This is a genomic window from Pseudomonas sp. FP2300 (genome assembly GCF_030687595.1).
Taxonomy (GTDB): domain Bacteria; phylum Pseudomonadota; class Gammaproteobacteria; order Pseudomonadales; family Pseudomonadaceae; genus Aquipseudomonas; species Aquipseudomonas bijieensis.
In genome coordinates this window covers 5,213,787-5,238,744 of the sequence record NZ_CP117440.1, presented here as the reverse complement: position 1 = coordinate 5,238,744, position 24,958 = coordinate 5,213,787, and the positions used below count along the sequence as shown (strand labels likewise).

Genomic DNA, 24,958 nt, shown 5'->3' with positions numbered 1-24,958 from the left:
GCGTTGTGCGCCCGGCAAGTCAACGCGATGAAAGAGGCGGTATCTTGTCTACGGGTAATTTGGATTTCGAACAGTTCCGGGTCTTCCTGGAAAAAGCCTGTGGCATCTTGCTTGGTGAAAACAAGCAATACCTGGTGTCGAGCCGTCTCAATAAATTGATGGAACAACAGGGCCTCAAGTCATTGGGCGAACTGGTGCAGCGTATCCAGAGCCAGCCGCGCAGTGGCTTGCGCGAGATGGTAGTGGACGCGATGACCACCAACGAAACCTTGTGGTTTCGTGACACCTATCCGTTCGAGGTGTTGAAGAATAAGGTGCTGCCGGCGGCCATCAAGGCCAGCCCGGGCCAACGCCTGCGAATCTGGTCGGCGGCCTGCTCGTCGGGACAGGAACCCTATTCGTTGTCGATGACCATCGATGAGTTCGAACGGTCCAACCTCGGCCAGTTGAAAGGCGGCGTGCAGATCGTCGCCACTGACCTGTCCGGGACCATGCTCAATAACTGCAAGACCGGCGAGTACGACAGCCTGGCCATCGGCCGGGGCCTGTCGCCGGATCGCCTGCAACGCTACTTCGACCCGAAAGGGCCGGGCAAATGGGTGGTCAAGGCGCCGATCAAGAGCCGGGTGGAATTCCGCTCGTTCAACCTGCTGGACAGCTACGCCAGCCTGGGCAAGTTCGACATCGTGTTCTGCCGCAACGTGTTGATCTATTTCTCCGCCGAAGTGAAGAAGGACATCCTGCTGCGCATCCACGGCACGCTCAAGCCGGGCGGCTACCTGTTCCTTGGCGCCTCCGAAGCGTTGAACGGTTTGCCGGATCATTACCAGATGGTCCAGTGCAGCCCGGGGATCATCTACCAGGCGAAGTGATTGGCTTGGGTTGTCAAAAAACGGGAGACCTCCATGGCTCTCGTTTTTTTATGCCCGCCAATTTCCCTTCCTCCCACAATTTGACGGTCACTGCTCTTGATAAGCGGCAGAAAAGCGGCAGCCAGCGGAAACCAGTTGCCGCTTTTCTGGCATTGCCGCCTTGCCGGTGTCCGCAAAGCCCCGGTTTATGGGGTTTTTGGAAATGGCACGACGCTTGCTTTAGCCGTCGTACGTACATTCTGGTCACCCAAAGGTTTCCGACATGAGCATCAGCTTCGATAAAGCGCTCGGTATCCACGAACAGGCCCTGAGCTTCCGCGCCCAGCGTGCCGAAGTCCTGGCCAATAACATCGCCAACGCCGATACCCCGAACTACAAGGCTCGGGACCTGGACTTCTCCAAAGTGCTCGCCGAGCAGAACGAGAAGACCAAGAACGGCCATTTCGCCCTGAACATGACCAACAGCCGTCATATCGAGGCCGAAGGCCTGGGCAATGGCGACGAATCGCTGATGTATCGCACGCCGATGCAGCCTTCGATCGACCAGAACACCGTGGACGCTCAACTGGAACAGTCCAACTACGCGGAAAACTCCGTGAACTTCCAGGCCAGCTTCACCCTGCTCAACAGCAAGTTCAAAGGGCTGGTATCGGCCCTGCGCGGAGAGTAAGCCATGTCGATTGCTAGCGTATTCAACATTGCCGGCAGTGCCATGAGTGCCCAGACCACTCGCCTGAACACCGTCGCCAGTAACATTGCCAACGCCGAAACCGTTTCGTCGAGCATCGACCAGACCTACCGCGCCCGCCACCCGGTATTCGCCACCATGTTCCAGGGCGGCCAGTCCGGCGGTAGCGACTCGCTGTTCCAGGAACAGGACGCGGCCGGTCAGGGCGTACAGGTGCTTGGCGTGGTCGAAGACCAGAGCAACCTCGAAGCCCGTTATGAGCCCAACCATCCGGCTGCGGACGCTAAGGGTTACGTCTACTACCCGAACGTCAACGTCGTCGAAGAAATGGCCGACATGATTTCCGCCAGTCGTTCGTTCCAGACCAACGCCGAAATGATGAACACCGCCAAAACCATGATGCAGAAGGTCCTGACCCTCGGTCAGTGATAAGGGGCGAGTCACATGAGCGTTACCAGTACAACAAGTGGTTTGAGCCTCAACGAGATTCTGGCCAACTCCTCGGTCAAGACCAATACCACGACCGATGGCCTGGGGAGTGCGACAAAGGCAGCGAGCGGCAACCAGGAGCTGGGCAAGGATGCGTTCTTGCAGTTGCTGGTTACCCAGCTGAAAAACCAGAACCCGTTGGAGCCACAGGATAACGGCGAGTTCGTTGCCCAACTGGCACAGTTCAGCAGCCTGGAGGGCATCACCACCCTCAACGAGACCGTGAGCGGCATCGCCGGCAACTACAACTCGTCCCAGGCCTTGCAGGCGTCGTCCCTGGTCGGACGCTCGGTCATCGCCCCCGGTGACAAGGCCGTGGTCGATACCTCCAAGAGCCTCAACGGCACTGTAGTAGTCCCGACATCGGTGTCCTCCGTTGCCGTCAAGATCGTGGACAAGGATGGCAAGACCGTCCGCACCATCGACTTGGGCAGCCAGAAGGCCGGCAACTCTGCCTTCATCTGGGATGGCAAGAACGACGCGGGCACGACGGTCGAGTCGGGCACCTACACCTTCGCCGCTTCGACCACCATCGACGGCAAGGCCACGTCGCTGATCACCAACCTGCCGGCCACGGTCAGCAGCGTGACGATCAGCCAGACGGGCGGTGAGCTGATGCTCAACCTGGCCGGGCTGGGCAGCATCGCCCTGTCCAAAGTACAAACTATTGGTATGTAGAGCCGACTAACCGGCAAAAGGAGTCAACATGTCTTTTAACATCGGCCTTAGCGGTCTCTATGCAGCCAACAAACAGCTGGACGTGACCGGCAACAACATCGCCAACGTGGCGACCACCGGTTTCAAATCGTCCCGCGCGGAATTCGAAGATGTCTATTCGGCCACCAAGCTGGGCTCGGGCAGCAAGACCGTCGGCAACGGCGTGCGCCTGGCCAACGTCTCCCAGCAGTTCGGCCAGGGTGACGTGAACAACACCGGCAACGTGCTGGACATGGGTATCCAGGGCCAGGGCTTCTTTGTCCTGAGCAACGACGGCTCCCTGAGCTACACCCGTGCCGGTACCTTCAAGACCGACAAGGAAGGCTACATCACCAATAGCGATGGTACTGCGCGCCTGCAGGGCTATGGGGTGGATGCCAACGGCAAGATCCAGAACGGCATCCTGACCGACCTGCGCATCGACACCTCCAACCTGCCGCCGACGGCCACCAGCCTGGTTTCCTCGACGATCAACCTGAACTCGACGGCGACGGCGATCACTGCGGCGTTCAATCCGGCCGATACGGCCACGTTCACCAAGCAGTTCACTACTCCGGTCTATGACACCCAGGGCAACCAGCACTCCATGGACCAGTACATGGTCAAGACTGCCGGCAACACCTGGAACGTCTATACCTTGATCGATGGTCGTAACCTGAACGGCACCGCGCCGACCACGACCGGTGCGAACGCTCCCATTCCTTCGACCATGAGCTTTGATTCGAGCGGCAAGCTGACTCAGGTCAGCACGCCGCCAGTGCCGCCTGCCACTACGCCGACCATCAACAGCGACCTGGTGTTGACTGGCTGGGTACCTGGCACCGTGACCAACGGTGTATGGGCCGCCAACGGCGCCGCGAGTGCACCCACTATCACGATTTCCATGGGCAACACCAGCCAGTACAACGCCGATACCGCGCGCTCGATTCCGACCCAGAACGGTTACGCCACCGGCCAGATCACCAACCTGACCATCGACGGCAGTGGTGTATTGCTGGCCAACTTCAGCAACAACCAGACCAAGCCCATCGGCCAGCTCGCGCTTGCCAGCTTCACCAACGAGCAAGGTTTGCAGCCGGTAGGCGGCACCAGTTGGAAAGAAACCTTCGCCTCGGGCATCCCGGGCTACGATGCTCCGCAAACCGGCACCCTGGGTTCGATCGTCTCCAACTCCCTGGAAGAGTCCAACGTCAACCTGACCAACGAACTGGTCGAGTTGATCAAGGCCCAAAGCAACTACCAGGCGAACGCCAAGACCATTTCCACCCAGAGCACCATCATGCAGACCATCATTCAGATGGCTTGATGTCGACGGTTGCTTGAAGCTGCACAAGGAGCCCCTCGCAAGAGGGGCTTTTTTGTGTGCGGCGATTTTTTTTGCGCTTGTACCGGCCTCATCGCGAGCAGGCTCACAACAGGTGGGCGCATTCCAATGTGGGAGCGGGCTTGCTCGCGAAAGCGGTGGGTCTGCTTGCGGCGATGTTGAATGTGCCAACGCCTTCGCGAGCAAGCCCGCTCCCACAGTAGTGATGTGTATCGCCTGACCTTTGTGGGAGCGAGCCTGCTCGCGATGAGGCCGGCACAGGCGCTACTTTGCTCAAGGCAAAAGAAAACCCCCGATAAACCAGCGGTCTATCGGGGGTTCCTTTTTTGCGGGCGCCTTGCAGCGCCCACCCGCTCAGCTTATTGGCAAGCTTCGCAATCCGGCTCGTCGATCGCGCAGGCCTTTGGCACTGGCGCAGGGCCCGCTGGAGCAGCCAGGACCGAATCGTCACCGTGGTTGCCGCCGCTGGAAACAGCGTTCAGCTTGCCGGTGTTGATGGTCGACTTCTCGGTGCTGGTCGCGGCCAGGGCACGGAGGTAGTAAGTGGTTTTCAGGCCACGGTACCAAGCCATGCGGTAGGTCACGTCCAGCTTCTTGCCCGAAGCGCCGGCGATGTACAGGTTCAGCGATTGAGCCTGGTCGATCCACTTCTGGCGACGGCTTGCGGCGTCGACGATCCACTTGGTGTCCACTTCGAACGCAGTGGCGTAGAGCGCTTTGAGCTCTTGCGGGATGCGCTCGATCTGCTGCACCGAACCGTCGTAGTACTTCAGGTCGTTGATCATGACCGAGTCCCACAGGCCACGGGCCTTGAGGTCGCGAACCAGGTACGGGTTGATCACGGTGAATTCGCCCGACAGGTTCGATTTCACATACAGGTTCTGGTAGGTCGGTTCGATCGACTGCGACACGCCGGTGATGTTGGCGATGGTCGCGGTCGGTGCGATGGCCATGATGTTGGAGTTACGGATGCCTTTCTGCACTCGGGCGCGAACCGGTGCCCAGTCCAGGGATTCGTTCAGGTCGACGTCGATGTACTTCTGGCCGCGCTGGGCGATCAGGATCTGTTGCGAGTCCAGCGGCAGGATGCCCTTGGACCACAGCGAACCCTGGAACGTCTCGTAGGCGCCGCGCTCGTCGGCCAGGTCGCAGGAAGCCTGGATCGCGTAGTAGCTGACCGCTTCCATGGACTTGTCGGCGAACTCGACGGCAGCGTCCGAACCGTACGGGATGTGCTGCAGGTACAACGCGTCCTGGAAGCCCATGATGCCCAGGCCGACCGGACGGTGCTTGAAGTTCGAGTTCTTCGCCTGTGGCACCGAGTAGTAGTTGATGTCGATCACGTTGTCGAGCATGCGCACGGCGGTGTTCACGGTGCGTTGCAGCTTGGCGGTGTCCAGCTTGCCGTCGACGATGTGGTTCGGCAGGTTGATCGAGCCCAGGTTGCAGACCGCGATCTCATCCTTGTTGGTGTTCAGGGTGATCTCGGTGCACAGGTTCGAGCTGTGGACCACGCCCACGTGCTGCTGCGGGCTGCGCAGGTTGCACGGGTCCTTGAAGGTCAGCCATGGATGGCCGGTTTCGAACAGCATCGACAGCATCTTGCGCCACAGGTCTTTGGCCTGGACGACTTTGAACAGCTTGATCTTGTTGTACTCGGTCAGGGCTTCGTAGTACTCGTAGCGCTCTTCGAAAGCCTTGCCGGTCAGGTCGTGCAGGTCCGGCACTTCGGATGGCGAGAACAGGGTCCACTTGCCGTCGTCGAAGACGCGCTTCATGAACAGGTCAGGGATCCAGTTGGCGGTGTTCATGTCGTGGGTACGACGACGGTCATCACCGGTGTTTTTGCGCAGCTCGATGAACTCTTCGATGTCCATGTGCCAGGTTTCCAGGTAGGCACAGACCGCGCCCTTGCGCTTGCCGCCCTGGTTGACCGCGACCGCGGTGTCGTTGACCACTTTGAGGAACGGCACGACGCCCTGGGATTTACCGTTGGTGCCCTTGATGTATGAGCCCAATGCGCGAACCGGGGTCCAGTCGTTGCCCAGGCCGCCAGCGAATTTCGACAGCATGGCGTTGTCGTGGATGGCGCCGTAGATACCCGACAGGTCATCCGGAACGGTGGTCAGGTAGCAGCTCGAAAGCTGCGGACGCAGGGTGCCGGCGTTGAACAGGGTTGGAGTCGAGGCCATGTAATCGAAGGACGACAACAGGTTGTAGAACTCGATGGCACGGTCTTCACGCTGTTTCTCTTCGATTGCCAGGCCCATGGCCACGCGCATGAAGAAGATCTGCGGCAGTTCGAAACGCACGCCATCCTTGTGGATGAAGTAACGGTCGTACAGGGTTTGCAGGCCCAGGTAGGTGAACTGCTGGTCGCGCTCGTGGTTGATCGCCTTGCCGAGTTTTTCCAGATCGAATTCGGCCAGGACCGGGTTCAGCAATTCGAACTCGATACCCTTGGCAACATAAGCAGGCAACGCCTTGGCGTACAGGTCGACCATTTCGTGGTGGGTCGCGCTCTCGGCGACTTCCAGGAAGCTCAGGCCTTCGGCACGCAGGGTGTCCATCAGCAGGCGGGCGGTCACGAAGGAGTAGTTCGGCTCGCGCTCCACCAGGGTCCGCGCGGTCATCACCAGCGCGGTGTTGACGTCCTTGAGGGCGACGCCGTCATAGAGGTTCTTCAGGGTTTCGCGTTGGATCAGGTCGCCATCGACTTCTTCCAGGCCTTCGCAGGCCTCGGTGACGATGGTGTTCAGGCGACCCATGTCCAGCGGCGCCAGGCTGCCGTCGGCGCGGGCGATGCGGATCGAAGGGTGGGCCTGGACCGGTGCGTCGGCCGGGGAGCGGGTAGCACGTTCCTTGGCGCGGGAGTCACGGTAGATCACGTAGTCGCGGGCCACTTTCTGCTCGCCGGCACGCATCAGGGCCAGTTCGACCTGGTCCTGGATTTCTTCGATGTGGATGGTGCCGCCCGAAGGCATGCGACGCTTGAAGGTCGCGGTGACCTGTTCGGTCAGGCGGGCCACGGTGTCATGGATTCGCGACGAAGCGGCAGCGGTGCCGCCTTCAACTGCGAGAAACGCTTTGGTGATGGCGACGGTGATCTTGTCATCGGTGTAAGGAACGACAGTGCCGTTACGCTTGATCACACGCAATTGGCCCGGCGCGGTGGCGGACAGATCCGGGCTCGAATCGGCGGCCAGCGGCGCGGTGCCCTGCGGGTTCTCGCGAGTTGTGTCGGTGTGCATGGGTGTCTCCACGTTCTTTATGTTTGTTTGGGCACCATCACGGTGCCCACCGTTCCGTCCTGAAGCACTACAACCGACTGGCGCCGGGCATAACAACTTCGGGACAGTAGGAAGCAGGCGTTTAATGCCGCTTCCATCCGAAGTTCTCAGGTTGCGAGCAGGGCTCGAAACCGGGTTGTCGGGGTGGCAGCAATTGACTGCAACACCCGTACCGTTTCGGTCGTTTTCGACCTTGAAACAGCTGCCATCCGCAGGGGCGGTCTGGGCTTGGGGAAATACAGTGTTTCAGCTGGACAGAAGCAAGAAAAGCGCTTGAATTCTCTGTCCGACTTGTGTTTGGTTTTTGGCCTGAAACCCTACATGTAGGGTTTTTTACGCGGCGGGCTACAAGATAATGCGTTTTCGGGGGGTATGCAACGTACTACCTGTGGATAAGCCTGTGCGTAATTTGTGTGAGAAACCTGGAACTGCTCTGTAGGCCGCGACCTAGCTGGAGTGGACCTTTTTTCATCGGTTTCGACGATCAGAAAACAGCCCGGTGGTTTTTGCGGGCGCGGACGTTACCACATAAAACCGACCCGATCGAAACACATTTGTCCGCTTGTTTTCTGTGCAGGTGACGTTTATACAATCGGCCCGTGCATGGGGGTGTTTATCCTCCTTTAACATGACAAAAAGACGAGGGGCGCATAGCCATACTTGTGGGAGCGAGCCTGCTCGCGATAGCGGTACATCAGCCATATTTGTGTTGCTGACCCGACGCTATCGCGAGCAGGCTCGCTCCCACGGGTCAAGGTCCTGTCAGTGGAATTGGCAACATCTCCTTCATTAGGTGCTCACCGCAAGAGGTCCTTCAGTGGAACAAGAAGCCTGGCAGATATTGATCGTCGAGGATGACCAGCGTCTGGCCGAGCTGACCCGGGAATACCTCGAAAGCAACGGACTGCGTGTCGCCATCGAAGGCGATGGCGCGGTGGCGGCCGCGCGGATCATCGCCGAGCAGCCGGACCTGGTGGTCCTCGACCTGATGCTGCCCGGCGAAGACGGCCTGAGCATCTGTCGCAAGGTGCGCGAGCAGTATGATGGGCCGATCCTGATGCTCACAGCTCGTAGCGACGACACCGATCAGATCCAGGGGCTGGACCTGGGCGCCGATGATTACGTCTGCAAGCCGGTGCGCCCGCGCTTGCTGTTGGCGCGCATCCAGGCCTTGCTGCGGCGCAGTGAGCCGGAGCCGAGCGCCGCGCAAAAGCAGCGACGCCTGCAGTTCGGCCCACTGGTGGTCGACGATGCCCTGCGCGAGGCCTGGTTGCAGGGCAACGGTATCGAGCTGACCAGCGCCGAATTCGACCTGCTGTGGCTGTTGGTGTCCAATGCCGGGCGCATCCTGTCCCGGGAAGAAATCTTCACTGCCCTGCGCGGCATCGGGTATGACGGCCAGGACCGTTCCATCGATGTGCGCATTTCGCGCATCCGCCCCAAGATCGGCGACGACCCGGATCATCCACGGCTGATCAAGACCATCCGCAGCAAAGGCTACCTGTTCGTTCCTGAAGCTTGCGTAGACCTGGCGCCGTGAATTCGATCTTCCTGCGCATTTATGGCGGCATGTGCGCGGCACTGGTGCTGGTGGCGGTGCTCGGCGTACTGGCCCTGCACTTGCTCAACCAGACCCGCAGTGAGCAATACCGCGAGCGCCTGGCCCACGGCACGTTTTCGCTGATGGCTGACAACCTGCGGCCGATGAACGACACCGAACGGCGGCGAGCCTTGGCGGTGTGGGAGCGCCTGCTGGGCATCCCCCTGGCGTTGCAGACCTTCGCCCAGACCGACCTCGATCTCGGGCAGCGCACCCGCGTATTACGCGGCCAGGCCTTGGTGGAACAGACCGGGCCGCATGCGGCGAAGGTCTATCGGCTGGTCAGCGATGGCGAGCAACTGATGTTGGTGGGGGAAGTCCAGCAGATCAGCGAACAACTGGCCCGTGCGACTATTTACCTGCTGGCCGACGAATTGATGCGCTACCCGGTGGGTGAGCAGCCCGAACGGCTCGCGCAACTCAAGGAGGAAAAAGGCTTCGGTTTCGACTTGCGACTGATGACCGTCGTACAGGCGGACATGGACGAAGACCAGCGCCGTCGGGTGTCCGAGGGCGATACGGTGATGGCCCTGGGCAAGGGCGGCGACTCCATCCGGGTATTCGCCGGCATGGTCGGCACGCCATGGGTGCTGGAGATCGGTCCGCTGTACCAGATGAACCCTTATCCGCCGCAATGGCTGGTGCTGATCGCGGCGCTGGGGTTGAGCCTGATCGGATTGATCGTCTACCTGTTGGTGCGTCAACTGGAGCGGCGCTTGCGTGGCCTGGAGTCAGCCGCCACCCAGATCGCCCAGGGCAGCCTGGAAACCCGGGTGCCGGCCCGCGGTGCCGATTCGGTCGGGCGACTGGCCGCGGCCTTCAACGGCATGGCCGAGCACTTGCAGCAACTGTTGGCGATTCAGCGGGAGCTGGTGCGCGCGGTGTCCCACGAATTGCGCACGCCGGTGGCGCGCCTGCGCTTCGGCCTGGAAATGCTCGGCAGCGCCACCACGCCCCAGGCCCGGGACAAGTACCTGGCGGGCATGGACCACGACATCGAGGACCTGGATCGGCTGGTGGACGAAATGCTCACCTACGCGCGCCTGGAACAAGGCTCACCGGCCTTGAATTTCCAACGGGTGGATCTGGACGCGCTGGTCAATCAAGTGATCGATGAGCTGGGGCCGTTGCGGGCCGGAATCACGGTCGAGCGCGGTCTATGCCTGTCGGCCGCCGATTGCGACGGCGCCTGGGTCGAGGCCGAACCGCGCTTCCTGCATCGCGCCCTGCAGAACCTGGTGGGCAATGCCATGCGCCACGCCAATTCCCGGGTCACCGTCAGTTACCAGGTGGGCCAGTTGCGCTGTCGGGTGGACGTGGAAGACGACGGGCCCGGCGTGCCGGAAGCGGCCTGGGAACGGATCTTCAAACCCTTCCTGCGCCTGGACGACAGCCGCGCCCGGGCTTCGGGCGGCCATGGGCTGGGGCTGTCGATCGTGCGGCGAATCATCCACTGGCACGATGGTCGGGCGCTGATCGGCAAGAGCAAGAGCCTGGGCGGGGCCTGTTTCAGCTTGAGTTGGCCGAGGCATCAGGACCGGTCTTGAGAGATGTGGCGACCCCATCGCGAGCAAGCTCGCTCCCACAGGTGTACGCATGCCAATGTGGGAGCGAGCCTGCTCGCGATGAGGCCCTCCCAAACACCACAAATATCAGGCCTTGATCCCCACCAGGCTCAATAGCTGCCCATCCTTCACCCCAAACCGCGCCTGCAATTCACTGCCATGGCGCCACTCCGCCGACAGGTCCGTCAGCAAGCGCAGGCGCACCTGCCCATCGTGTGTCCAGTCCAGCACTTCGGCATGCTCGAAATAAAAGCGCTGCCTGACGATGGGGTACAGCGCCTTGAACAGGCTTTCCTTCACTGAAAAGGTCAGGGTCACCAGCAAGGCCCGGTCATCGCGCGTGAGCTGGGCCATACGCTGCAACTCTGGCGATGTGAGGATTTCACCGGCCAGGCGTTCGGCGCGCTCGGGGTCGAGCAGGTTCTCCACGTCCATGCCCAGCCCCTGCCAGTGTTCTTTTCTCGCGACGATTGCCGCTGCACGGCCAGTGCTGTGGGTGATCGAACCACTGACGTGAGCTGGCCACACCGGGGCACGGTCTTCGCCGATGGCCGGCACGCAGGTTTGACCGTCGAGCCTCTGCAAAGCCGCCCGGGCACAGATCCGCCCGGCCAGGAATTCTGCCTGGCGCTTGGCTACCGAGCGCTGGATGCTTGCCGGTGGCTCGATGGCACTGTTAGGGAAGTCGGCGCCCACCAGCAACAACGGGTCGAAGCGGGTGCTCAGCAGCACTGTTCCGGGCAGGGCATCGGGCAGGAGCCAATGTTCATCCAAAGGCGAGCAGCAGGCGGGCAGGGCGGGGAGTGTATTCATGCCGGGCATTTTGCCGGGTTGGCTTGAGGCTGGGTAGTGGCGTGGTTGTTATGTGGGGCATGGCTGGCTTTTGTGGCGAGGGAGCTTGCTGTGGGAGCAAGGCTTGCCCGCGATGAAGGCGATGTGGTCCTCCAGAAATCGAGTCGCCTGGGTCGCGAGCAAGCTTTGCTCCCACAATCCCCTCGCCACAGGAGGGATGTATCAGAAGATTTTCTTGAAGAATTTCTGCATATCCGCCCACGACTTCTCATCGGCTTCTTTGTTGTAGCCGATGTCCGGTCCGCCATGTTCGCCGTGGCTCAAACGGTCGGCGTCGGGGTTGCTGAAGCCGTGCTTGGCGCCTTCGAGGCTGACGAATTTATAGTCGGCACCGGCCTTGTCCATCTCGCTCTTGAACGCAGTGACGTTGTCCTGGGTGACCATGCTGTCCAGGGCTCCATGCTCGACCAGCACCTTGGCCTTGACGCTGCCCGGCGTTGCCGGGGTGTTGGTCACCAGCGCACCGTGGAAGCTCACTACGCCGGCCAGCGGCACGCCTTGGCGCGCTGCATCGAGTACTACCTTGCCTCCGAAGCAGTAGCCGATGGCGGCGAGTTTGTCCGGATCGGTCTGGGGCTGTTTCTTCAGCAGGTCCAATCCGGCCTGGAAACGGGCGCTGGCCGCCTTGCTGTCCTTGAGCGCCGCTTGCATGAAGGCCATGGCGTCCTTGGGATGCTCGGTGTTCTTGCCGTCGCCGTACATGTCGATGGCCAGGGCGCTGTAGCCCAGGCCCGCGAGGTCACGGGCGCGGCGCTTGGCGTAGTCGTTGAGCCCCCACCATTCATGCACCACTACCACACCTGGGCGCGGGCCTTTGACGGCGTCGTCATAGGCGTAATAACCGATCAGCTTGGTGCCGTCGGCGCTGGTGTAGGGGATTTCCTGGGTCTGGATGGCGGCGAGGCTCGCACCGCTAAAGGCCAGAAGTACAACTGCAAGCAGCCTGCGCATGATGGATCTCCTTAAAAAATGGTTCGCTCAGATTAGCCGATTCATTCAGCGCAGGTTCAGAGAACGTTCAAGGGGTGTTCAGGGACCGCTGGTTAACGTGACAGCGACTTCACACACCACCCACGTTGCAAAGGAACTTGATCATGACTGCTATGAAAAAACTGCTGTTGGCTTTCACCGTGCTGGGTGCCACTGCCATGGCCCACGCCGATGACAACTTCGCCAGCCTGACCCTTGGCCAGACCAGCGACAAAGTCAAGAAATCCAACGCCTTGGACAGCGCCCTGAACAACCCCAACGCCGACGGCGTCATCGGCAAGGACACCACGTATGGCCTGCGACTGGGCAAGCAAAACGACCAGGGCCGCTACTACGCCACCTACGACAACGTCTCGGGCACCCACAACGGCATCAAGTTGCGCCAGGAAAACCTGCTGGGCAGCTACGATGTGTTCTATCCGGTCACCAGCAGCACCAAACTGTTCGGCGGCGGCACGGCGGGCCTGACCAAGCTGACCCAGGACTCTCCCGGCTACAGCCGCGACAGCGACATCGGCTACGCGGTGGGCCTGCAAGGGGGCGTCCTGCAACAAATTTCGCAAAACACCTCGGTTGAACTGGGTTACCGTTACCTGCGCAGCAACGCCAGCACCGAGATGAGCCCGCACGGTGGCGACAAGGTCGGCTCGCTGGACCTGACCAGCAGCGCCCAGACGTACCTGTCCGCCAACTACACGTTCTAAGCGGTCGATGGTGAGCGTATCCAGCCGGATCGGTCGAAGACGATCCGGCGCCTTTCGTTGAGGTGCGTGGCGCTGGATTGTTTGATTTTGCCTGTGGAGAGGCTCCATGAAATTACTGGTCGTCGAAGACGAAGCGCTGTTGCGTCATCACCTGCAAACCCGTCTTAGCGACAGCGGCCATGTGGTGCAGGCCGTGGCCAATGCCGAAGAGGCCTTGTACCAGGTCCGCGAATTCAACCATGACCTGGCGGTGATCGACCTGGGCCTGCCGGGCATCAGCGGGCTGGAGCTGATCCGCCGGCTGCGCTCCCAGGACAAGACGTTTCCGATCCTGATCCTGACCGCCCGCGGCAACTGGCAGGACAAGGTCGAAGGCCTGGCCGCCGGCGCCGATGACTACGTGGTCAAGCCGTTCCAGTTCGAAGAGCTGGAGGCCCGCCTGAATGCCCTGCTGCGTCGCTCCAGCGGCTTCACCCAGTCGACCATCGTGGCTGGCCCGCTGTTGCTCGACCTCAATCGCAAGCAGGCGTCCCTGGGCGACGAGCCGCTGGCGCTGACCGCCTACGAATATCGAATCCTTGAATACCTGATGCGCCATCACCAGCAGGTGGTCGCCAAGGATCGCTTGATGGAACAGCTTTATCCCGATGACGATGAGCGCGATCCCAATGTCATCGAAGTGCTGGTCGGGCGCCTGCGCCGCAAGCTGGAAGCCCCCGCCGGCTTCAAACCCATCGACACCGTGCGCGGCCTGGGCTACCTGTTCAACGAGCGCTGCCAGTGATTCGTTCGCTTCGGCTGCGGTTGATGCTGGCTGCCATGACCTTGGCAGTGCTGTTCATGCTGGCACTGTTGCCGGCCATGCAAGGCGCGTTCAGCCTGGCGTTGCAGGAGTCCATCGAGCAACGCCTGGCCTCGGACGTGACCACGCTGATTTCCGCCGCCCGGGTGGAAAACAACCGCTTGAAGATGCCGACGCAACTGCCCGATGAGCGCTTCAACCTCGCTGACGCCCGCCTGCTGGGCTACATCTATGATCGCGAGGGGCGGCTGGTGTGGCGCTCCAAGGCCACCCAGGAAGAAAACATCAATTACACGCCGCGTTATGACGGCCAGGGCAATCAGTTCGCGCGCATTCGCGAGAACGACGGCCAGGAGTTTTTTGTCTATGACGTCGAGATCAAGCTGCTCGGCGGCCAGAACGCGGCGTTCAGCATCGTCACCCTGCAACCGGTGCGCGATTACGAGGTGACCCTGCAAGGCTTGCGGGACAATCTCTACCTGGGCTTCGGCGCTGCCTTGGTGGTGCTGCTGGCGCTGCTGTGGATCGGCTTGACCTGGGGCCTGCGGGCGCTACGACGGCTGAGTCAGGAGCTGGACGAGATCGAAAGCGGAGCCCGGGAAAGCCTCAGTACCGAGCACCCTCGGGAGCTGTTGCGCCTGACCGGTTCCCTCAACCGCCTGCTCTACAGCGAACGGGAGCAGCGCAGCCGTTACCGCGACTCTCTCGATGACCTGGCCCACAGCCTTAAAACCCCGCTGGCGGTATTGCAGGGTGTCAGCGAAGACATGGCCCGGCGTCCCGAGGATCGTGGGCAGGCCTGGGTGTTGCAGAGCCAGATCGAGCGCATGAGCCAGCAGATCGGCTATCAGTTGCAGCGCGCCAGCCTGCGCAAAAGCGGGCTGGTGCGCCATCAGGTGCGCTTGCGCCCGGTGCTGCAAAGCCTGTGCGATACCTTGGACAAGGTCTATCGCGACAAACGGGTCAATGTCAGTTTCGATCTGCCGGAGCAGTGTCAGGTGCCAATCGAACAGGGCGCCTTGCTGGAGATGCTCGGCAACCTGTTGGAGAACGCCTATCGGCTATGCCTGGGCGAGGTACGCGTGAGCGTGCACCAGACCCTCGGTGGCATGGAGTTGAGTGTCGAGGACGACGGGCCGGGCGTGCCACCGGATCAACGAGCGCGGATTCTCCAGCGTGGTGAGCGGCTGGATCGCCAGCATCCGGGGCAGGGCATTGGCCTGGCGGTGGTCAAGGACATCATCGACAGCTACGGCGCCAAGTTGACTTTGGGGGATTCAGAGCTGGGCGGGGCGGCGTTCCGGATTCATTTTCCGGTGGTTTGACTGGGATATTTCGCTGTGTCGGCGGGCCCCTGTGGCGAGGGAGCTTGCTCCCGCTGGGCTGCGAAGCGGCCCCAAAAATTTGCGAGCGCTGCGCACTCGAACGGGAGCAAGCTCCCTCGCCACAAGGGCCGGTAGATACACCACAGAAGTTGGATGTCCACTCAGTTCTCCAACTCCCTGTAAGCCCCCGGTGTCAGCCCCGTCCACTTCTTGAATGCTCGGTGAAACGCCGACGGTTCGGAGAACCCCAACTGCTCGGCGATCTGTTGTAGCGACAGGTCCGCGCGTCCCAGGTGATAGATGGCGATATCCCGCCGCAACTGATCCTTGAGTTCCTGGAAGCTGGTGCCTTCCTCCCGCAAGTGCCGGCGCAAGGTCTGCGGGCTGAGGTGCAGATGGGCGGCGACGGTGTCCAGGTCGGGCCAGCGTGCCGTGTCGCGGCTGAGCAGGCGGCGCAGTTGGCTGCTCAGGCTGTGGCCGTCGTCCGGACGCGACAGCAGGTCGGCGGGGGAGCGCTCGAGGAAATGCTTGAGGGTACGTTCGTCCTGCAGCAGCGGCATTTCCAGGTAGCGACTATGGAACAACAGGCTGCTGCTGCGGGCGTCGAACACCAGCGGACAGGGAAACAATAAGTCGTATTCGGCGCCGTGGGCGGGTTTGGTATAGCCGAAGGTCGCCTGTTCCAGGCCGATCCGCTGGCCGATCAGCCAACTGGCGAGGCGATGCCAGACCACCAGCAGGCTTTCAGTCAGGAAGTGATCGGGGTCCCAGAGCGTCGAATCGTCCAGCATCAGTCGCACTCGCTCGCCTTCGGTTTCCAGCGTCAGGCTCGGGGCGTCGGGGAACAGGCTGTAGAACAGCAAGCCACGCTGAAGAGCCTTGCCCAGGGTCCGACAGTGAATCAACGCGTGACACATCATGGCAAACGTCCCGGGTTTACTCGCCGCCCGGCCGAATCCCAGGTATTCGTCCCCCAGTGCCAGCCACAGAGCCTGCAACAGGCGGGCGAATTGCTCGGGCGCAATCCGCGCCCGCGGCTCATCCAACAGCTCAGGGCTGATGCCCAGCTGTTGCAGCAGGGGAAAATAGTCGAAGCCTTGCCGACGCGCACCGCCCAGGGCGGCGCGGGCGAAGTGGCTGGCGATCGTGCGTTGGCGCATGGCAGAAATCCGTCCGTTAAGCGGACGATGGTAGCAGGGGGGAGCGCTGAACAAGGCGGATATCCGCCAAATCCCGGAATGCGAAACGGCTTGTAGGCGGAAATCCGCCACCTTACACGTCACGTTTAATCCCTGTGGAATCCGCTAACCCGTCTGCTATACCGGATGTAGGGGGTTTCGCAAAAATGGCACGCGCTTTGCGAAGGGTTAGGTAGGTCTGCCGCGTGCAGCCGACAAAAAACAAATCCCTCCAGTGCAGGAGGGTTCGCAATTGAGGTGCCGTTGATGACAGGTGGATGTCGTCATGCGGGACTCTTGAGGAAGGTTTGCCATGACGACTCGTCAGCCACTGTACAAATCCCTGTATTTCCAGGTGATCGTAGCCATTGCCATCGGTATTTTGCTCGGCCACTTCTACCCGCAGACCGGTGTTGCCCTCAAGCCATTCGGCGACGGGTTCATCAAACTGATCAAAATGGTCATCGCCCCCATCATCTTCTGTACCGTCGTCAGCGGCATCGGCGGCATGCAGAACATGAAATCGGTGGGCAAGACTGGCGGCTATGCGCTGCTGTACTTCGAAATCGTCTCCACCATCGCCCTGCTGATCGGCCTGGTCGTGGTCAACGTCGTACAGCCGGGCGTCGGCATGCACATCGACGTGGCAACCCTGGACACCAGCAAGATCGCCGGTTTCATCTCGGCCGGTAAAGACCAGAGCATCGTCGCCTTCATCCTCAACGTGATCCCGAACACCATCGTGGGTGCGTTCGCCAACGGCGACATCCTGCAAGTGTTGATGTTCTCGGTGCTCTTCGGTTTCGCCCTGCATCGCCTGGGTGCCTACGGCAAGCCGGTGCTGGACTTCATTGATCGCTTCGCCCACGTGATGTTCATCATCATCAACATGATCATGAAGCTGGCGCCTATCGGTGCGTTCGGTGCCATGGCCTTCACCATCGGGGCCTACGGTGTCGGTTCGCTGGTGCAACTGGGCCAACTGATGATCTGCTTCTACATCACCTGCGTGGTGTTCGTGCTGGTGGTGCTGGGCGCCATCTGCCGCGCCCACGGCTTCAGCGTGGTCAAGCTGATCCGCTACATCCGTGAAGAACTGCTGATCGTGCTGGGTACTTCCTCGTCGGAATCGGCCCTGCCACGCATGCTGATCAAGATGGAGCGCCTGGGTGCCAAGAAGTCGGTCGTAGGTCTGGTCATCCCGACTGGCTACTCGTTCAACCTCGACGGTACTTCGATCTACCTGACCATGGCTGCGGTGTTCATCGCCCAGGCCACCGACACCCCAATGGACCTGACTCACCAGATCACCCTGCTGCTGGTGCTGCTGCTGTCGTCCAAAGGTGCTGCTGGCGTGACCGGTAGCGGTTTCATCGTACTGGCGGCCACCCTGTCGGCCGTGGGCACCTTGCCGGTGGCCGGCCTTGCACTGATCCTGGGTATCGACCGCTTCATGTCCGAAGCCCGCGCCCTGACCAACCTGGTGGGCAACGCCGTTGCCACGATCGTGGTTGCCAAGTGGGTCAAGGAGCTGGACGAGAACCAACTGCAGACCGAACTGGCTTCCGGCGGTCGCGGTATCTCCGACGTCCGTGAAGATGACGAGCAGATCGCGGCGGCGCAGATTGCAGCGGCAGAGTCCTCTGCTCCAGGCGCTGTGAAGTAAGCTACAGGCTGTAATGAAAAACCCGCTTCGGCGGGTTTTTTATTGCGCCTGAGTTCGCAAGATAAGTGTGCTTTTGTGCCAAGGGGATTTATCCCACACTCTGTGGGAGCAAGGCTTGCCCGCGATGAAGGCGATGCGGTCTTTCAGGATTGAGGCGCCTGTTTCGCGAGCAAGCTTTGCTCCCACAGCCCAGCGTCGCCACACGGATCTGTGCCAGCCATGAGCACAATCGTCATTCGATGTGACACCTGCGGTAATTGCCCCACCGCCAACCCCTGCCTAGTCTTTCACCATCACCCCTCGGAGATCGCTCATGCAAGGCCCACTGGCATCGCTCAAGGTTCTGGACTTCTCGACCCTGCTGCCCGGCCCGTTCGCCTCGCTGTTGCTGGCGGACATGGGGGCCGAGGTGTTGCGCATCGAGTCGCCGACCCGCCAGGACCTTTTGCGGGTACTACCGCCCCATGACCGGGGCGTATCGGCCAGCCACGCCTACCTCAACCGCAACAAGCGCAGCCTGGCCCTGGACCTCAAGCAACCGCAAGCGTTGGAGGTGGTCACGCAGTTGCTGGCGGACTACGACATCCTGCTGGAGCAGTTCCGCCCTGGCGTGATGGAGCGACTGGGCCTGGGGTATGAGGCCTTGAAGGCGATCAACCCACGGTTGATCTATGTGTCGATCACCGGCTATGGCCAGACCGGCCCCTATAAGGACCGCGCCGGGCACGACATCAACTACCTGGCCTTGGCGGGGCTGGCCAGTCATACCGGCCGCGCCGACAGCGGCCCACTGCCGCTGGGGATCCAGGCGGCGGACATTGCTGGCGGTTCGCTACACGGGGTGATCGGGCTGTTGGCAGCGGTGATTGCCCGTCAGCAGACCGGGCAGGGCCAGCACCTGGATGTGAGCATGACCGACTGTGTATTCAGCCTGAACGCCATGGCCGGTGCCGGTTACCTGGCCTGTGGGGTGGAACCGGGTTGGGAAAACCAGATGCTCAACGGCGGCAGTTTCTACGACTATTACCGCACCCGCGATGGTCGCTGGATGTCGGTGGGCAGCCTGGAACCGGCCTTCATGCAGGCGCTGTGCGAGGCTTTGGGGCGACCGGAGCTGGCGGCCCAGGGGCTGTCGCCTCAACCCGAGCAACAGCGCATGCTCAAGCAGGCACTGCAAGCCGAGTTCGAGAAGCATGATTTCGCCGAGCTTTGCAGCTTGTTCGCCGGGATCGATGCCTGTGTCGAACCGGTGCTGAGTCTTGAGGAAACCATCAGGCATCCGCAGCTACAGGCTCGGGAGCTGGTGACACAGGTGCCCCGTGGCGATGGTTCGAGCCAGGCGCAGATGGCCTGTCCGCTGAAGTTTTCCGAAGGGTTGCCCGAGCCTCGGCATATTGGCGCGGGGCTGGGAGTGCATACAGATCAGGTGTTGGGAGAGTTGGGGTTCAGTGTTGAGCGGATTGCTCAATTGCGCAGTGCCCAGGTGATTTTGTAGTGCTTTCAAGTGCCCTTCGCGAGCAGGCTCGCTCCCACAGTGGATCCATGTACGACGCAAATCCCCCTGTGGGAGCGAGCCTGCTCGCGATAGGGCCAGTCGAAACTCTACAAAAAATTGCTATTCGACCCGCGTCTCTCCACTGAACACCAAGGTCTGTCGACAACTACGACACAAATATCGCCGTCCCTGGCGCACCAGGCTGTGGCGCTGGGCCGAAAACGGGAAGTCACTGCCGTCGCAGGGGCATTTGTAGATGTAGCGGGTCACGCTGCGGCGTTTGATTTCGTAGGTGTGGCAACGGTTGGGCGGCAGTTCGTACACCCCGCGCATGATCAGTTGCCATTCTTCGCCATGGGGCTGGATGCGCTCGCCAAACAGTTGGTGGGCGATCAGGTGCGCGACTTCGTGAGCGACGGTCTGCTTGAGGAAGTCTTCGGCGTTTTCCCGGTACAACTGTGGATTGAAGCGCAGCAGATTCTCATGCAGGTGCGCGACACCGGCCTTCTGGCCACGCAACTTGAGGCTGACCACCGGGCGTTTGAAAGGACGTTTGAAAAAGGATTCGGCTTGTTGGTAACACTCTTCGACGCGGGTATTGAGTTGCTCGAGCATGCTTTACGGGTCTCCAGAAATCCGAGTATGCCGCAAGCGTCGGCCGTTGCGAATCGTTCAGGCGCCCAGTGGTCGTTTCCACCCTCGCAAACACAGGAAGGCCGCCTTGCGGCGGCCTGTGTTGGCAGATCCTGCTTCTTATTGGAGAGCTTCAATCATTCAGTTGGTATACACCGGGCCGACGCCCAGCCCCCAGACGATGACCGTGAACGCCATGATTGCCACCAGCACTACCAGGCCGACGGCGAGCACCGAACTGGAAAACAGGAAACCTTCGTCCTGGGGAATGTTCATGAACGTTGGCAGGCCCACATACAGCAGGTAGACCGTGTAGCAGATCGCCGCCGTGCCGACGATCATCCCCAGCCACATGTGCGGGTAGAGCGCCGCCAGGCCGCCGATGAACAAAGGTGTCGCGGTGTAGGTGGCGAACGCAACGCAACGGGCCAGACTCGGATTGGCATCATAGGTGCGGGCCATCCAATGGATGAAAGCGCCCATCACTGCCACACCGCCCAACATGGCCAGGTACGACATGATGGTCATCCACAGCGCGCTTTCCTGGGTGAGCATGACCGGTGGGCGATTGCCGATGACCCATCCTACCTGTGTGGTACCGATGAACGCCGACACGGCGGGAATAGCCGCCAGGATCAGCGTGTGGGTGAGGTACATGTGGCTGATGCTTTCCTCCTGATCGCCACGGATTTCTTTCCATTCTTGATCAGGGTGGGTAAAGAGCCCCACGACATGATGGATCATAGTCAGTCACTCCTTTGTTATTGCCATCGCCCCCCAACGGAGCGCCTACGGGCCAAATGGCCGGGTAAGTAAAGGTCTGTAAGTGTGTGCGACCTTATGTCGCAGTATAGAAAGGAGTCGCCGCGAGGGGGATGGGGGGCTTAGAGCAAATCGCGCTGTAGGCGATGGTGTTAATCGCCGATGGGTCTGTACATGACTTGGCAACGAAATTCACTTTGTGGCGAGGCGATTGTGGGAGCAAGGCTTGCCCGCGATGGAAGCGATGCGGTCTTTCAGAAACCGAGGCGTCTGTTTCGCGAGCAAGCTTTGCTCCCACAATCTTGACCACAACAGTGGTGCATCAAGCCTTCGCCGCCGGCGGATTTTTGCGTAAAATGCCGGCCTTTCGTCACACCTCACGGATTTCGCGTCATGGGCACTCTTACGGTCAACCAGAACAAACTGCAAAAGCGCCTGCGCCGCCAGGCCGGTGAGGCGGTCGCCGATTTCAACATGATCGAGGACGGCGACAAGGTCATGGTCTGCCTGTCCGGTGGCAAGGACAGCTACACCTTGCTTGATGTGCTGATGCATCTGCAGAAGGTTGCGCCGATCAAGTTCGACATCGTCGCGGTGAACATGGACCAGAAGCAGCCCGGTTTCCCCGAGCATGTGCTGCCGGCCTACCTCGAGTCGCTGGGCGTGGAATACCACATCGTCGAGAAAGACACCTATTCGGTGGTCAAGGAACTGATTCCCGAAGGCAAGACCACCTGTTCGCTGTGCTCACGCCTGCGGCGCGGCACGCTCTACACCTTCGCCGACGAGATCGGTGCGACCAAGATGGCCCTGGGTCACCACCGTGACGACATCGTCGAAACGTTCTTTTTGAACATGTTCTACAACGGCTCGCTCAAGGCCATGCCGCCCAAGCTGCGCGCCGATGACGGGCGCAATGTGGTGATCCGCCCGCTGGCCTATTGCAGCGAGAAAGACATCCAGGCCTATTCGGATTTCAAGCAGTTCCCGATCATCCCCTGCAACCTCTGCGGCTCCCAGGAAAACCTGCAACGCCAGGTGGTCAAGGAGATGCTTCAGGAATGGGAGCGCAAGACCCCGGGCCGTACCGAGAGCATTTTCCGCGGCTTGCAGAATGTCATCCCATCGCAACTGGCGGACCGCAACCTGTTCGACTTCACCAACCTGCGCATCGACGAAAACGCCACGCCGCGGTTCGTCAATGTGGTGAACCTCTGACGAGGGCAAGGGCTTTATTCACGGCGCTCGCGGGCGCCGTTTTCATTTCAGGGAGAGGGCATGCGCGATTACAAGTGGTTACACGAGTATTGTCTGAACCGCTTCGGTTCGGCGGCTGAACTGGAAGCTCACCTGCCGGTTCCCAAGACCCCGGCGCAACTGCGCAAGATCAGCGACGACCGCTACCTCTCGACCATGGCGCTGCGGGTCTTCCGTGCCGGGCTCAAGCACAGCCTGGTGGACGCCAAGTGGCCGGCCTTCGAAGAGGTGTTCTTCAAGTTCGATCCGGAAAAAGTCGTGCTGATGAGCGCCGAGCACCTGGAGCGGCTGATGCAGGACGCACGGATCATTCGCCACCTGGGCAAGCTCAAGAGCGTGCCGCGTAACGCGCAGCTGATATTGGACGTGGCCCATGAAAAGGGCAGCTTCGGCGCGCTGGTAGCCGACTGGCCGGTGACCGATATCGTCGGCCTGTGGACCTATCTGAAAAAGCATGGCCATCAGTTGGGTGGCCTATCGGCACCGCGCTTCCTGCGCATGATGGGCAAGGACACCTTCGTGCCCAGCTATGACGTGGTGGCGGCGCTCAATGCCCAGGACATCATCGACAAAGTCCCCACCAGCCTGCGCGACCTGGCGACAGTGCAGAACGCCTTCAACCAGTGGCATGAAGAGAGTGGGGGACGGCCGATGAGCCAGATTTCGATGATGCTGGCGTATACCGTGAATCATTGAGATCGCATCGCGAGCAGACTCGCCCCACACTGGATCTGTGGCGTTCACAACACCTCTGTGGGAGCGAGCCTGCTCGCGATAGCAATTTATCAGGCGACGGAAATATCGCCTTCGCCCGCGAGTCGTCGATTCAACTGAAACCGCCACCGCACATACAACAACGCCGAGCAGAACACCGCCACGCTTGCCGCCATTTCCAGCGCGCCGAACAGCTGCCGGTTGGGATCATAGACCGCCAACGCGCCCTTGATGAAATACAGGTTCACCACAAAGCACATCCACGAATGCCCGCGGGCGCTGCCAGTGAGCATACCTGGCGCCAGGATCAACAGTGGCACCAGTTCGATCAGCAAAATCACCCAGGGCCGTGCGCCGTGCAGGTCGGCAACCAGCAGGTAATACCCGCTGAGCAACCCCACCAGGCCGAAAAAGCACAGCAGGCTGAGGGTCCGGGCGATGCGTACGCGCGGTTCCAGCCACTGGATAGGAGGCAGGATCTTCGGCTTCTTAGCCACGGCCGTTCTCCAGCAACAGGGCGGTTTTCGCCAGGCGCGAACCCAGGGCCCGGCACAGCGCGACCTCATGTTCGTTCAAGCCGCTTTTACCGTCGGCCCCGGCGTGATGGCTCGGGCCGTAAGGTGTGCCGCCGCCCTGGGTGTCGATCAGGGCCGATTCGCTGTAGGGCAGGCCGGTGATCAGCATTCCGTGGTGCAGCAGCGGCAGCATCATCGACAGCAACGTGGTTTCCTGGCCGCCGTGCAGGCTGGCGGTGGAGGTGAATACTCCGGCCGGTTTGCCCACCAGGGCGCCGGTCAGCCACAGGTTGCTGGTGCCGTCGAGAAAGTACTTGAGCGGCGCGGCCATGTTGCCGAAACGGGTCGGGCTGCCCAGGGCCAGGCCGGCGCAATTCTTCAAGTCATCGAGGCTGGCGTAGAGCGGGCCTTGCTCGGGGATGTCCGGAGCCACCGCTTCGCACTCGGTAGAAATCGCCGGCACCGTACGCAACCTGGCTTCCAGGCCGGCCTGTTCGACACCTCGGGCGATCTGCCGGGCCATTTCGTTGGTGGAGCCGCTGCGGCTGTAATACAACACCAGGATGTACGGTGTGGTCACGGCAGGATCTCCAGGATCTTCTCCGGCGGACGGCCAATCACGGCCTTTTCCCCGGCTTCAAGAATCGGTCGTTCCATGAGTTTCGGGTGAGCGGCAATGGCCGCGATCAACTGGGCCTGGCTCAGGCTTTCGTCGGCCAGGTTCAAGTCTTTGTATTCGTCTTCGCCGGTGCGCAGCAGTTGCCGGGCAGTGATGCCGAGCTTGCCTAGCAGGCGCTCCAGTTGCGCGGCGTCGAGCGGGGTTTCCAGGTAGCGGACCACGGTGGGCGTCAGGCCACGGGCCTCCAACAGTTCCAGCGCACCGCGGGATTTGGAGCAGCGCGGGTTGTGATAAAGCGTCAGATCGGTCATGAGCAGGTCGCATCTTGCGTAAGGTGGCGGCTATTCTACTGTGCCGCGAAGTCCCTAGCACCTTAGAGAGGCGACGGGTCGCAGCAGCGTTCACATTCAGACAAGGATTGGTACATGACAAGGCGATTGACGGCGGCATTGATCTTCATGGGCAGCTTATTGCTCGCCGGCTGCGGGAACGACTACGGGGTGGACCAGAACGGTCAGGCCATCGCCTCGCAGCGGCTGGACAAACAGTGGGTGGTACTTAACTACTGGGCGGAATGGTGCGCACCGTGCCGCACCGAAATCCCGGAATTCAATGCCTTGGCCGAACAGCTCAAGGGCCGCAACGTCGGTGTGTTCGGGGTCAATTTCGACCAGGTGCAGGGCGAAGAACTCAAGAGCGCCAGCGACAAGATGGGTATTCGCTTCACCGTGTTGGCCCGGGATCCGGCCGAGATCTTCGATCTTCCTCGCAGCGAAGGGCTGCCGGTGACTTACATCATCGATAACCAGGGCAAGGTGCGCGAGCAGTTGCTGGGGGAGCAGACGGCGGCGGGGGTGATGGCCAAGCTGGAGGCGTTGCAGGCGCTTAAATAGCACACGTT

24 protein-coding genes are annotated in these 24,958 nt (G+C 61.0%); 15 read left to right on the top strand and 9 right to left on the bottom strand.

What is annotated here, in order from left to right:
* Positions 1–44: 44 nt before the first annotated feature.
* The 5 genes from cheR to flgE all read left to right on the top strand — a co-directional run bounded on the left by cheR (position 45) and on the right by flgE (position 4,072).
* Positions 45–872 carry a protein-glutamate O-methyltransferase CheR gene (cheR, locus tag PSH86_RS23180; protein WP_109753935.1) on the top strand — a complete coding sequence of 276 codons (828 nt, stop codon included), beginning with the start codon at positions 45–47 and terminating at the stop codon, positions 870–872.
* 262 nt (positions 873–1,134) lie between these two features.
* On the top strand, positions 1,135–1,542 hold the full coding sequence (flgB, locus tag PSH86_RS23175) for a flagellar basal body rod protein FlgB (RefSeq protein WP_003204732.1): 408 nt from the start codon (positions 1,135–1,137) through the stop codon (positions 1,540–1,542).
* A gap of 3 nt (positions 1,543–1,545) precedes the next feature.
* Positions 1,546–1,989: a flagellar basal body rod protein FlgC gene (gene flgC, locus PSH86_RS23170; RefSeq protein WP_003204730.1), complete on the top strand. Its 444-nt coding sequence runs from the start codon at positions 1,546–1,548 to the stop codon at positions 1,987–1,989.
* A gap of 15 nt (positions 1,990–2,004) precedes the next feature.
* Entirely contained in the window at positions 2,005–2,727 is a 723-nt protein-coding gene (gene flgD / locus PSH86_RS23165) for a flagellar hook assembly protein FlgD (RefSeq protein ID WP_109753936.1), read from the top strand.
* Between the two features lie 28 nt (positions 2,728–2,755).
* Positions 2,756–4,072: a flagellar hook protein FlgE gene (gene flgE / locus PSH86_RS23160; RefSeq protein WP_109753937.1), complete on the top strand. Its 1,317-nt coding sequence runs from the start codon at positions 2,756–2,758 to the stop codon at positions 4,070–4,072.
* Between the two features lie 377 nt (positions 4,073–4,449).
* Here flgE and PSH86_RS23155 read toward each other — a convergent pair whose 3' ends face one another.
* A complete protein-coding gene (locus PSH86_RS23155) occupies positions 4,450–7,341 on the bottom strand; it encodes a ribonucleoside-diphosphate reductase subunit alpha (RefSeq protein ID WP_109753938.1) in 2,892 nt (963 codons plus the stop codon).
* A gap of 856 nt (positions 7,342–8,197) precedes the next feature.
* Between PSH86_RS23155 and PSH86_RS23150 the strand changes: the two genes are divergently transcribed.
* Both PSH86_RS23150 and PSH86_RS23145 read left to right on the top strand, forming a co-directional pair.
* Entirely contained in the window at positions 8,198–8,920 is a 723-nt protein-coding gene (locus tag PSH86_RS23150) for a response regulator (protein ID WP_109753939.1), read from the top strand.
* The gene (locus PSH86_RS23145; RefSeq protein ID WP_305485164.1) at positions 8,917–10,527 is read left to right on the top strand and encodes an ATP-binding protein; all 1,611 of its coding nucleotides are present in this window, start codon (positions 8,917–8,919) and stop codon (positions 10,525–10,527) included. Before PSH86_RS23150 ends, PSH86_RS23145 begins: the two co-directional genes overlap by 4 nt.
* Positions 10,528–10,632: 105 nt before the next feature.
* On the opposite strand, the gene PSH86_RS23140 is transcribed toward PSH86_RS23145, so the two are convergent.
* Positions 10,633–11,358 carry a 4'-phosphopantetheinyl transferase gene (locus tag PSH86_RS23140; RefSeq protein ID WP_205419907.1) on the bottom strand — a complete coding sequence of 242 codons (726 nt, stop codon included), beginning with the start codon at positions 11,356–11,358 and terminating at the stop codon, positions 10,633–10,635.
* A 201-nt stretch (positions 11,359–11,559) separates the two neighbouring features.
* A complete protein-coding gene (locus PSH86_RS23135) occupies positions 11,560–12,348 on the bottom strand; it encodes a dienelactone hydrolase family protein (protein WP_116833259.1) in 789 nt (262 codons plus the stop codon).
* A gap of 143 nt (positions 12,349–12,491) precedes the next feature.
* On the opposite strand from PSH86_RS23135, the gene PSH86_RS23130 reads away from it, so the two are divergent.
* From PSH86_RS23130 to PSH86_RS23120, 3 genes are all read left to right on the top strand, one after another.
* A complete protein-coding gene (locus tag PSH86_RS23130; protein WP_109753943.1) occupies positions 12,492–13,091 on the top strand; it encodes a hypothetical protein in 600 nt (199 codons plus the stop codon).
* 106 nt (positions 13,092–13,197) lie between these two features.
* Complete coding sequence (locus PSH86_RS23125) at positions 13,198–13,875, top strand: response regulator (protein ID WP_109753944.1); 678 nt, start codon at positions 13,198–13,200, stop codon at positions 13,873–13,875.
* Positions 13,872–15,218 (top strand): ATP-binding protein, encoded by a 1,347-nt coding sequence (locus tag PSH86_RS23120; protein ID WP_109753945.1) that lies wholly within the window; start codon positions 13,872–13,874, stop codon positions 15,216–15,218. The genes PSH86_RS23125 and PSH86_RS23120 overlap by 4 nt, the downstream gene beginning before the upstream one ends.
* Before the next feature lie 161 nt (positions 15,219–15,379).
* On the opposite strand, the gene PSH86_RS23115 is transcribed toward PSH86_RS23120, so the two are convergent.
* Positions 15,380–16,378 carry an AraC family transcriptional regulator gene (locus PSH86_RS23115; protein WP_212801343.1) on the bottom strand — a complete coding sequence of 333 codons (999 nt, stop codon included), beginning with the start codon at positions 16,376–16,378 and terminating at the stop codon, positions 15,380–15,382.
* Between the two features lie 331 nt (positions 16,379–16,709).
* On the opposite strand from PSH86_RS23115, the gene PSH86_RS23110 reads away from it, so the two are divergent.
* Both PSH86_RS23110 and PSH86_RS23105 read left to right on the top strand, forming a co-directional pair.
* The gene (locus PSH86_RS23110; protein ID WP_109753947.1) at positions 16,710–18,062 is read left to right on the top strand and encodes a dicarboxylate/amino acid:cation symporter; all 1,353 of its coding nucleotides are present in this window, start codon (positions 16,710–16,712) and stop codon (positions 18,060–18,062) included.
* Between the two features lie 313 nt (positions 18,063–18,375).
* The gene (locus PSH86_RS23105) at positions 18,376–19,557 is read left to right on the top strand and encodes a CaiB/BaiF CoA-transferase family protein (protein WP_232201046.1); all 1,182 of its coding nucleotides are present in this window, start codon (positions 18,376–18,378) and stop codon (positions 19,555–19,557) included.
* 120 nt (positions 19,558–19,677) lie between these two features.
* Here PSH86_RS23105 and PSH86_RS23100 read toward each other — a convergent pair whose 3' ends face one another.
* Both PSH86_RS23100 and PSH86_RS23095 read right to left on the bottom strand, forming a co-directional pair.
* The gene (locus tag PSH86_RS23100) at positions 19,678–20,172 is read right to left on the bottom strand and encodes a SprT family zinc-dependent metalloprotease (protein WP_109753949.1); all 495 of its coding nucleotides are present in this window, start codon (positions 20,170–20,172) and stop codon (positions 19,678–19,680) included.
* 159 nt (positions 20,173–20,331) lie between these two features.
* Positions 20,332–20,934, bottom strand: coding sequence for a Yip1 family protein (locus PSH86_RS23095; protein ID WP_039591896.1), 603 nt, complete (start codon positions 20,932–20,934; stop codon positions 20,332–20,334).
* Between the two features lie 411 nt (positions 20,935–21,345).
* Here PSH86_RS23095 and ttcA point away from each other — a divergent pair, with 411 nt between their 5' ends.
* The gene (ttcA, locus tag PSH86_RS23090) at positions 21,346–22,170 is read left to right on the top strand and encodes a tRNA 2-thiocytidine(32) synthetase TtcA (protein ID WP_003204698.1); all 825 of its coding nucleotides are present in this window, start codon (positions 21,346–21,348) and stop codon (positions 22,168–22,170) included.
* Positions 22,171–22,230: 60 nt separating this feature from the next.
* Positions 22,231–22,905, top strand: a complete 675-nt coding sequence (locus tag PSH86_RS23085; RefSeq protein WP_109753950.1) for a DNA-3-methyladenine glycosylase I — start codon at positions 22,231–22,233, stop codon at positions 22,903–22,905.
* Positions 22,906–22,994: 89 nt separating this feature from the next.
* Here the strand turns inward: PSH86_RS23085 and PSH86_RS23080 are convergent, their stop codons facing one another.
* The 3 genes from PSH86_RS23080 to arsC are packed head-to-tail and all read right to left on the bottom strand — an operon-like array spanning position 22,995 to position 24,368.
* Positions 22,995–23,420: a DUF2069 domain-containing protein gene (locus tag PSH86_RS23080; RefSeq protein ID WP_109753951.1), complete on the bottom strand. Its 426-nt coding sequence runs from the start codon at positions 23,418–23,420 to the stop codon at positions 22,995–22,997.
* Positions 23,413–24,018, bottom strand: coding sequence for an NAD(P)H:quinone oxidoreductase (gene wrbA / locus PSH86_RS23075; protein WP_109753952.1), 606 nt, complete (start codon positions 24,016–24,018; stop codon positions 23,413–23,415). The genes PSH86_RS23080 and wrbA overlap by 8 nt, the downstream gene beginning before the upstream one ends.
* A complete protein-coding gene (gene arsC, locus PSH86_RS23070; protein WP_072411837.1) occupies positions 24,015–24,368 on the bottom strand; it encodes an arsenate reductase (glutaredoxin) in 354 nt (117 codons plus the stop codon). Before arsC ends, wrbA begins: the two co-directional genes overlap by 4 nt.
* A 114-nt stretch (positions 24,369–24,482) precedes the next feature.
* Here arsC and PSH86_RS23065 point away from each other — a divergent pair, with 114 nt between their 5' ends.
* Positions 24,483–24,950, top strand: coding sequence for a TlpA disulfide reductase family protein (locus tag PSH86_RS23065; RefSeq protein WP_134925431.1), 468 nt, complete (start codon positions 24,483–24,485; stop codon positions 24,948–24,950).
* The last annotated feature ends 8 nt before the right edge of the window (positions 24,951–24,958 follow it).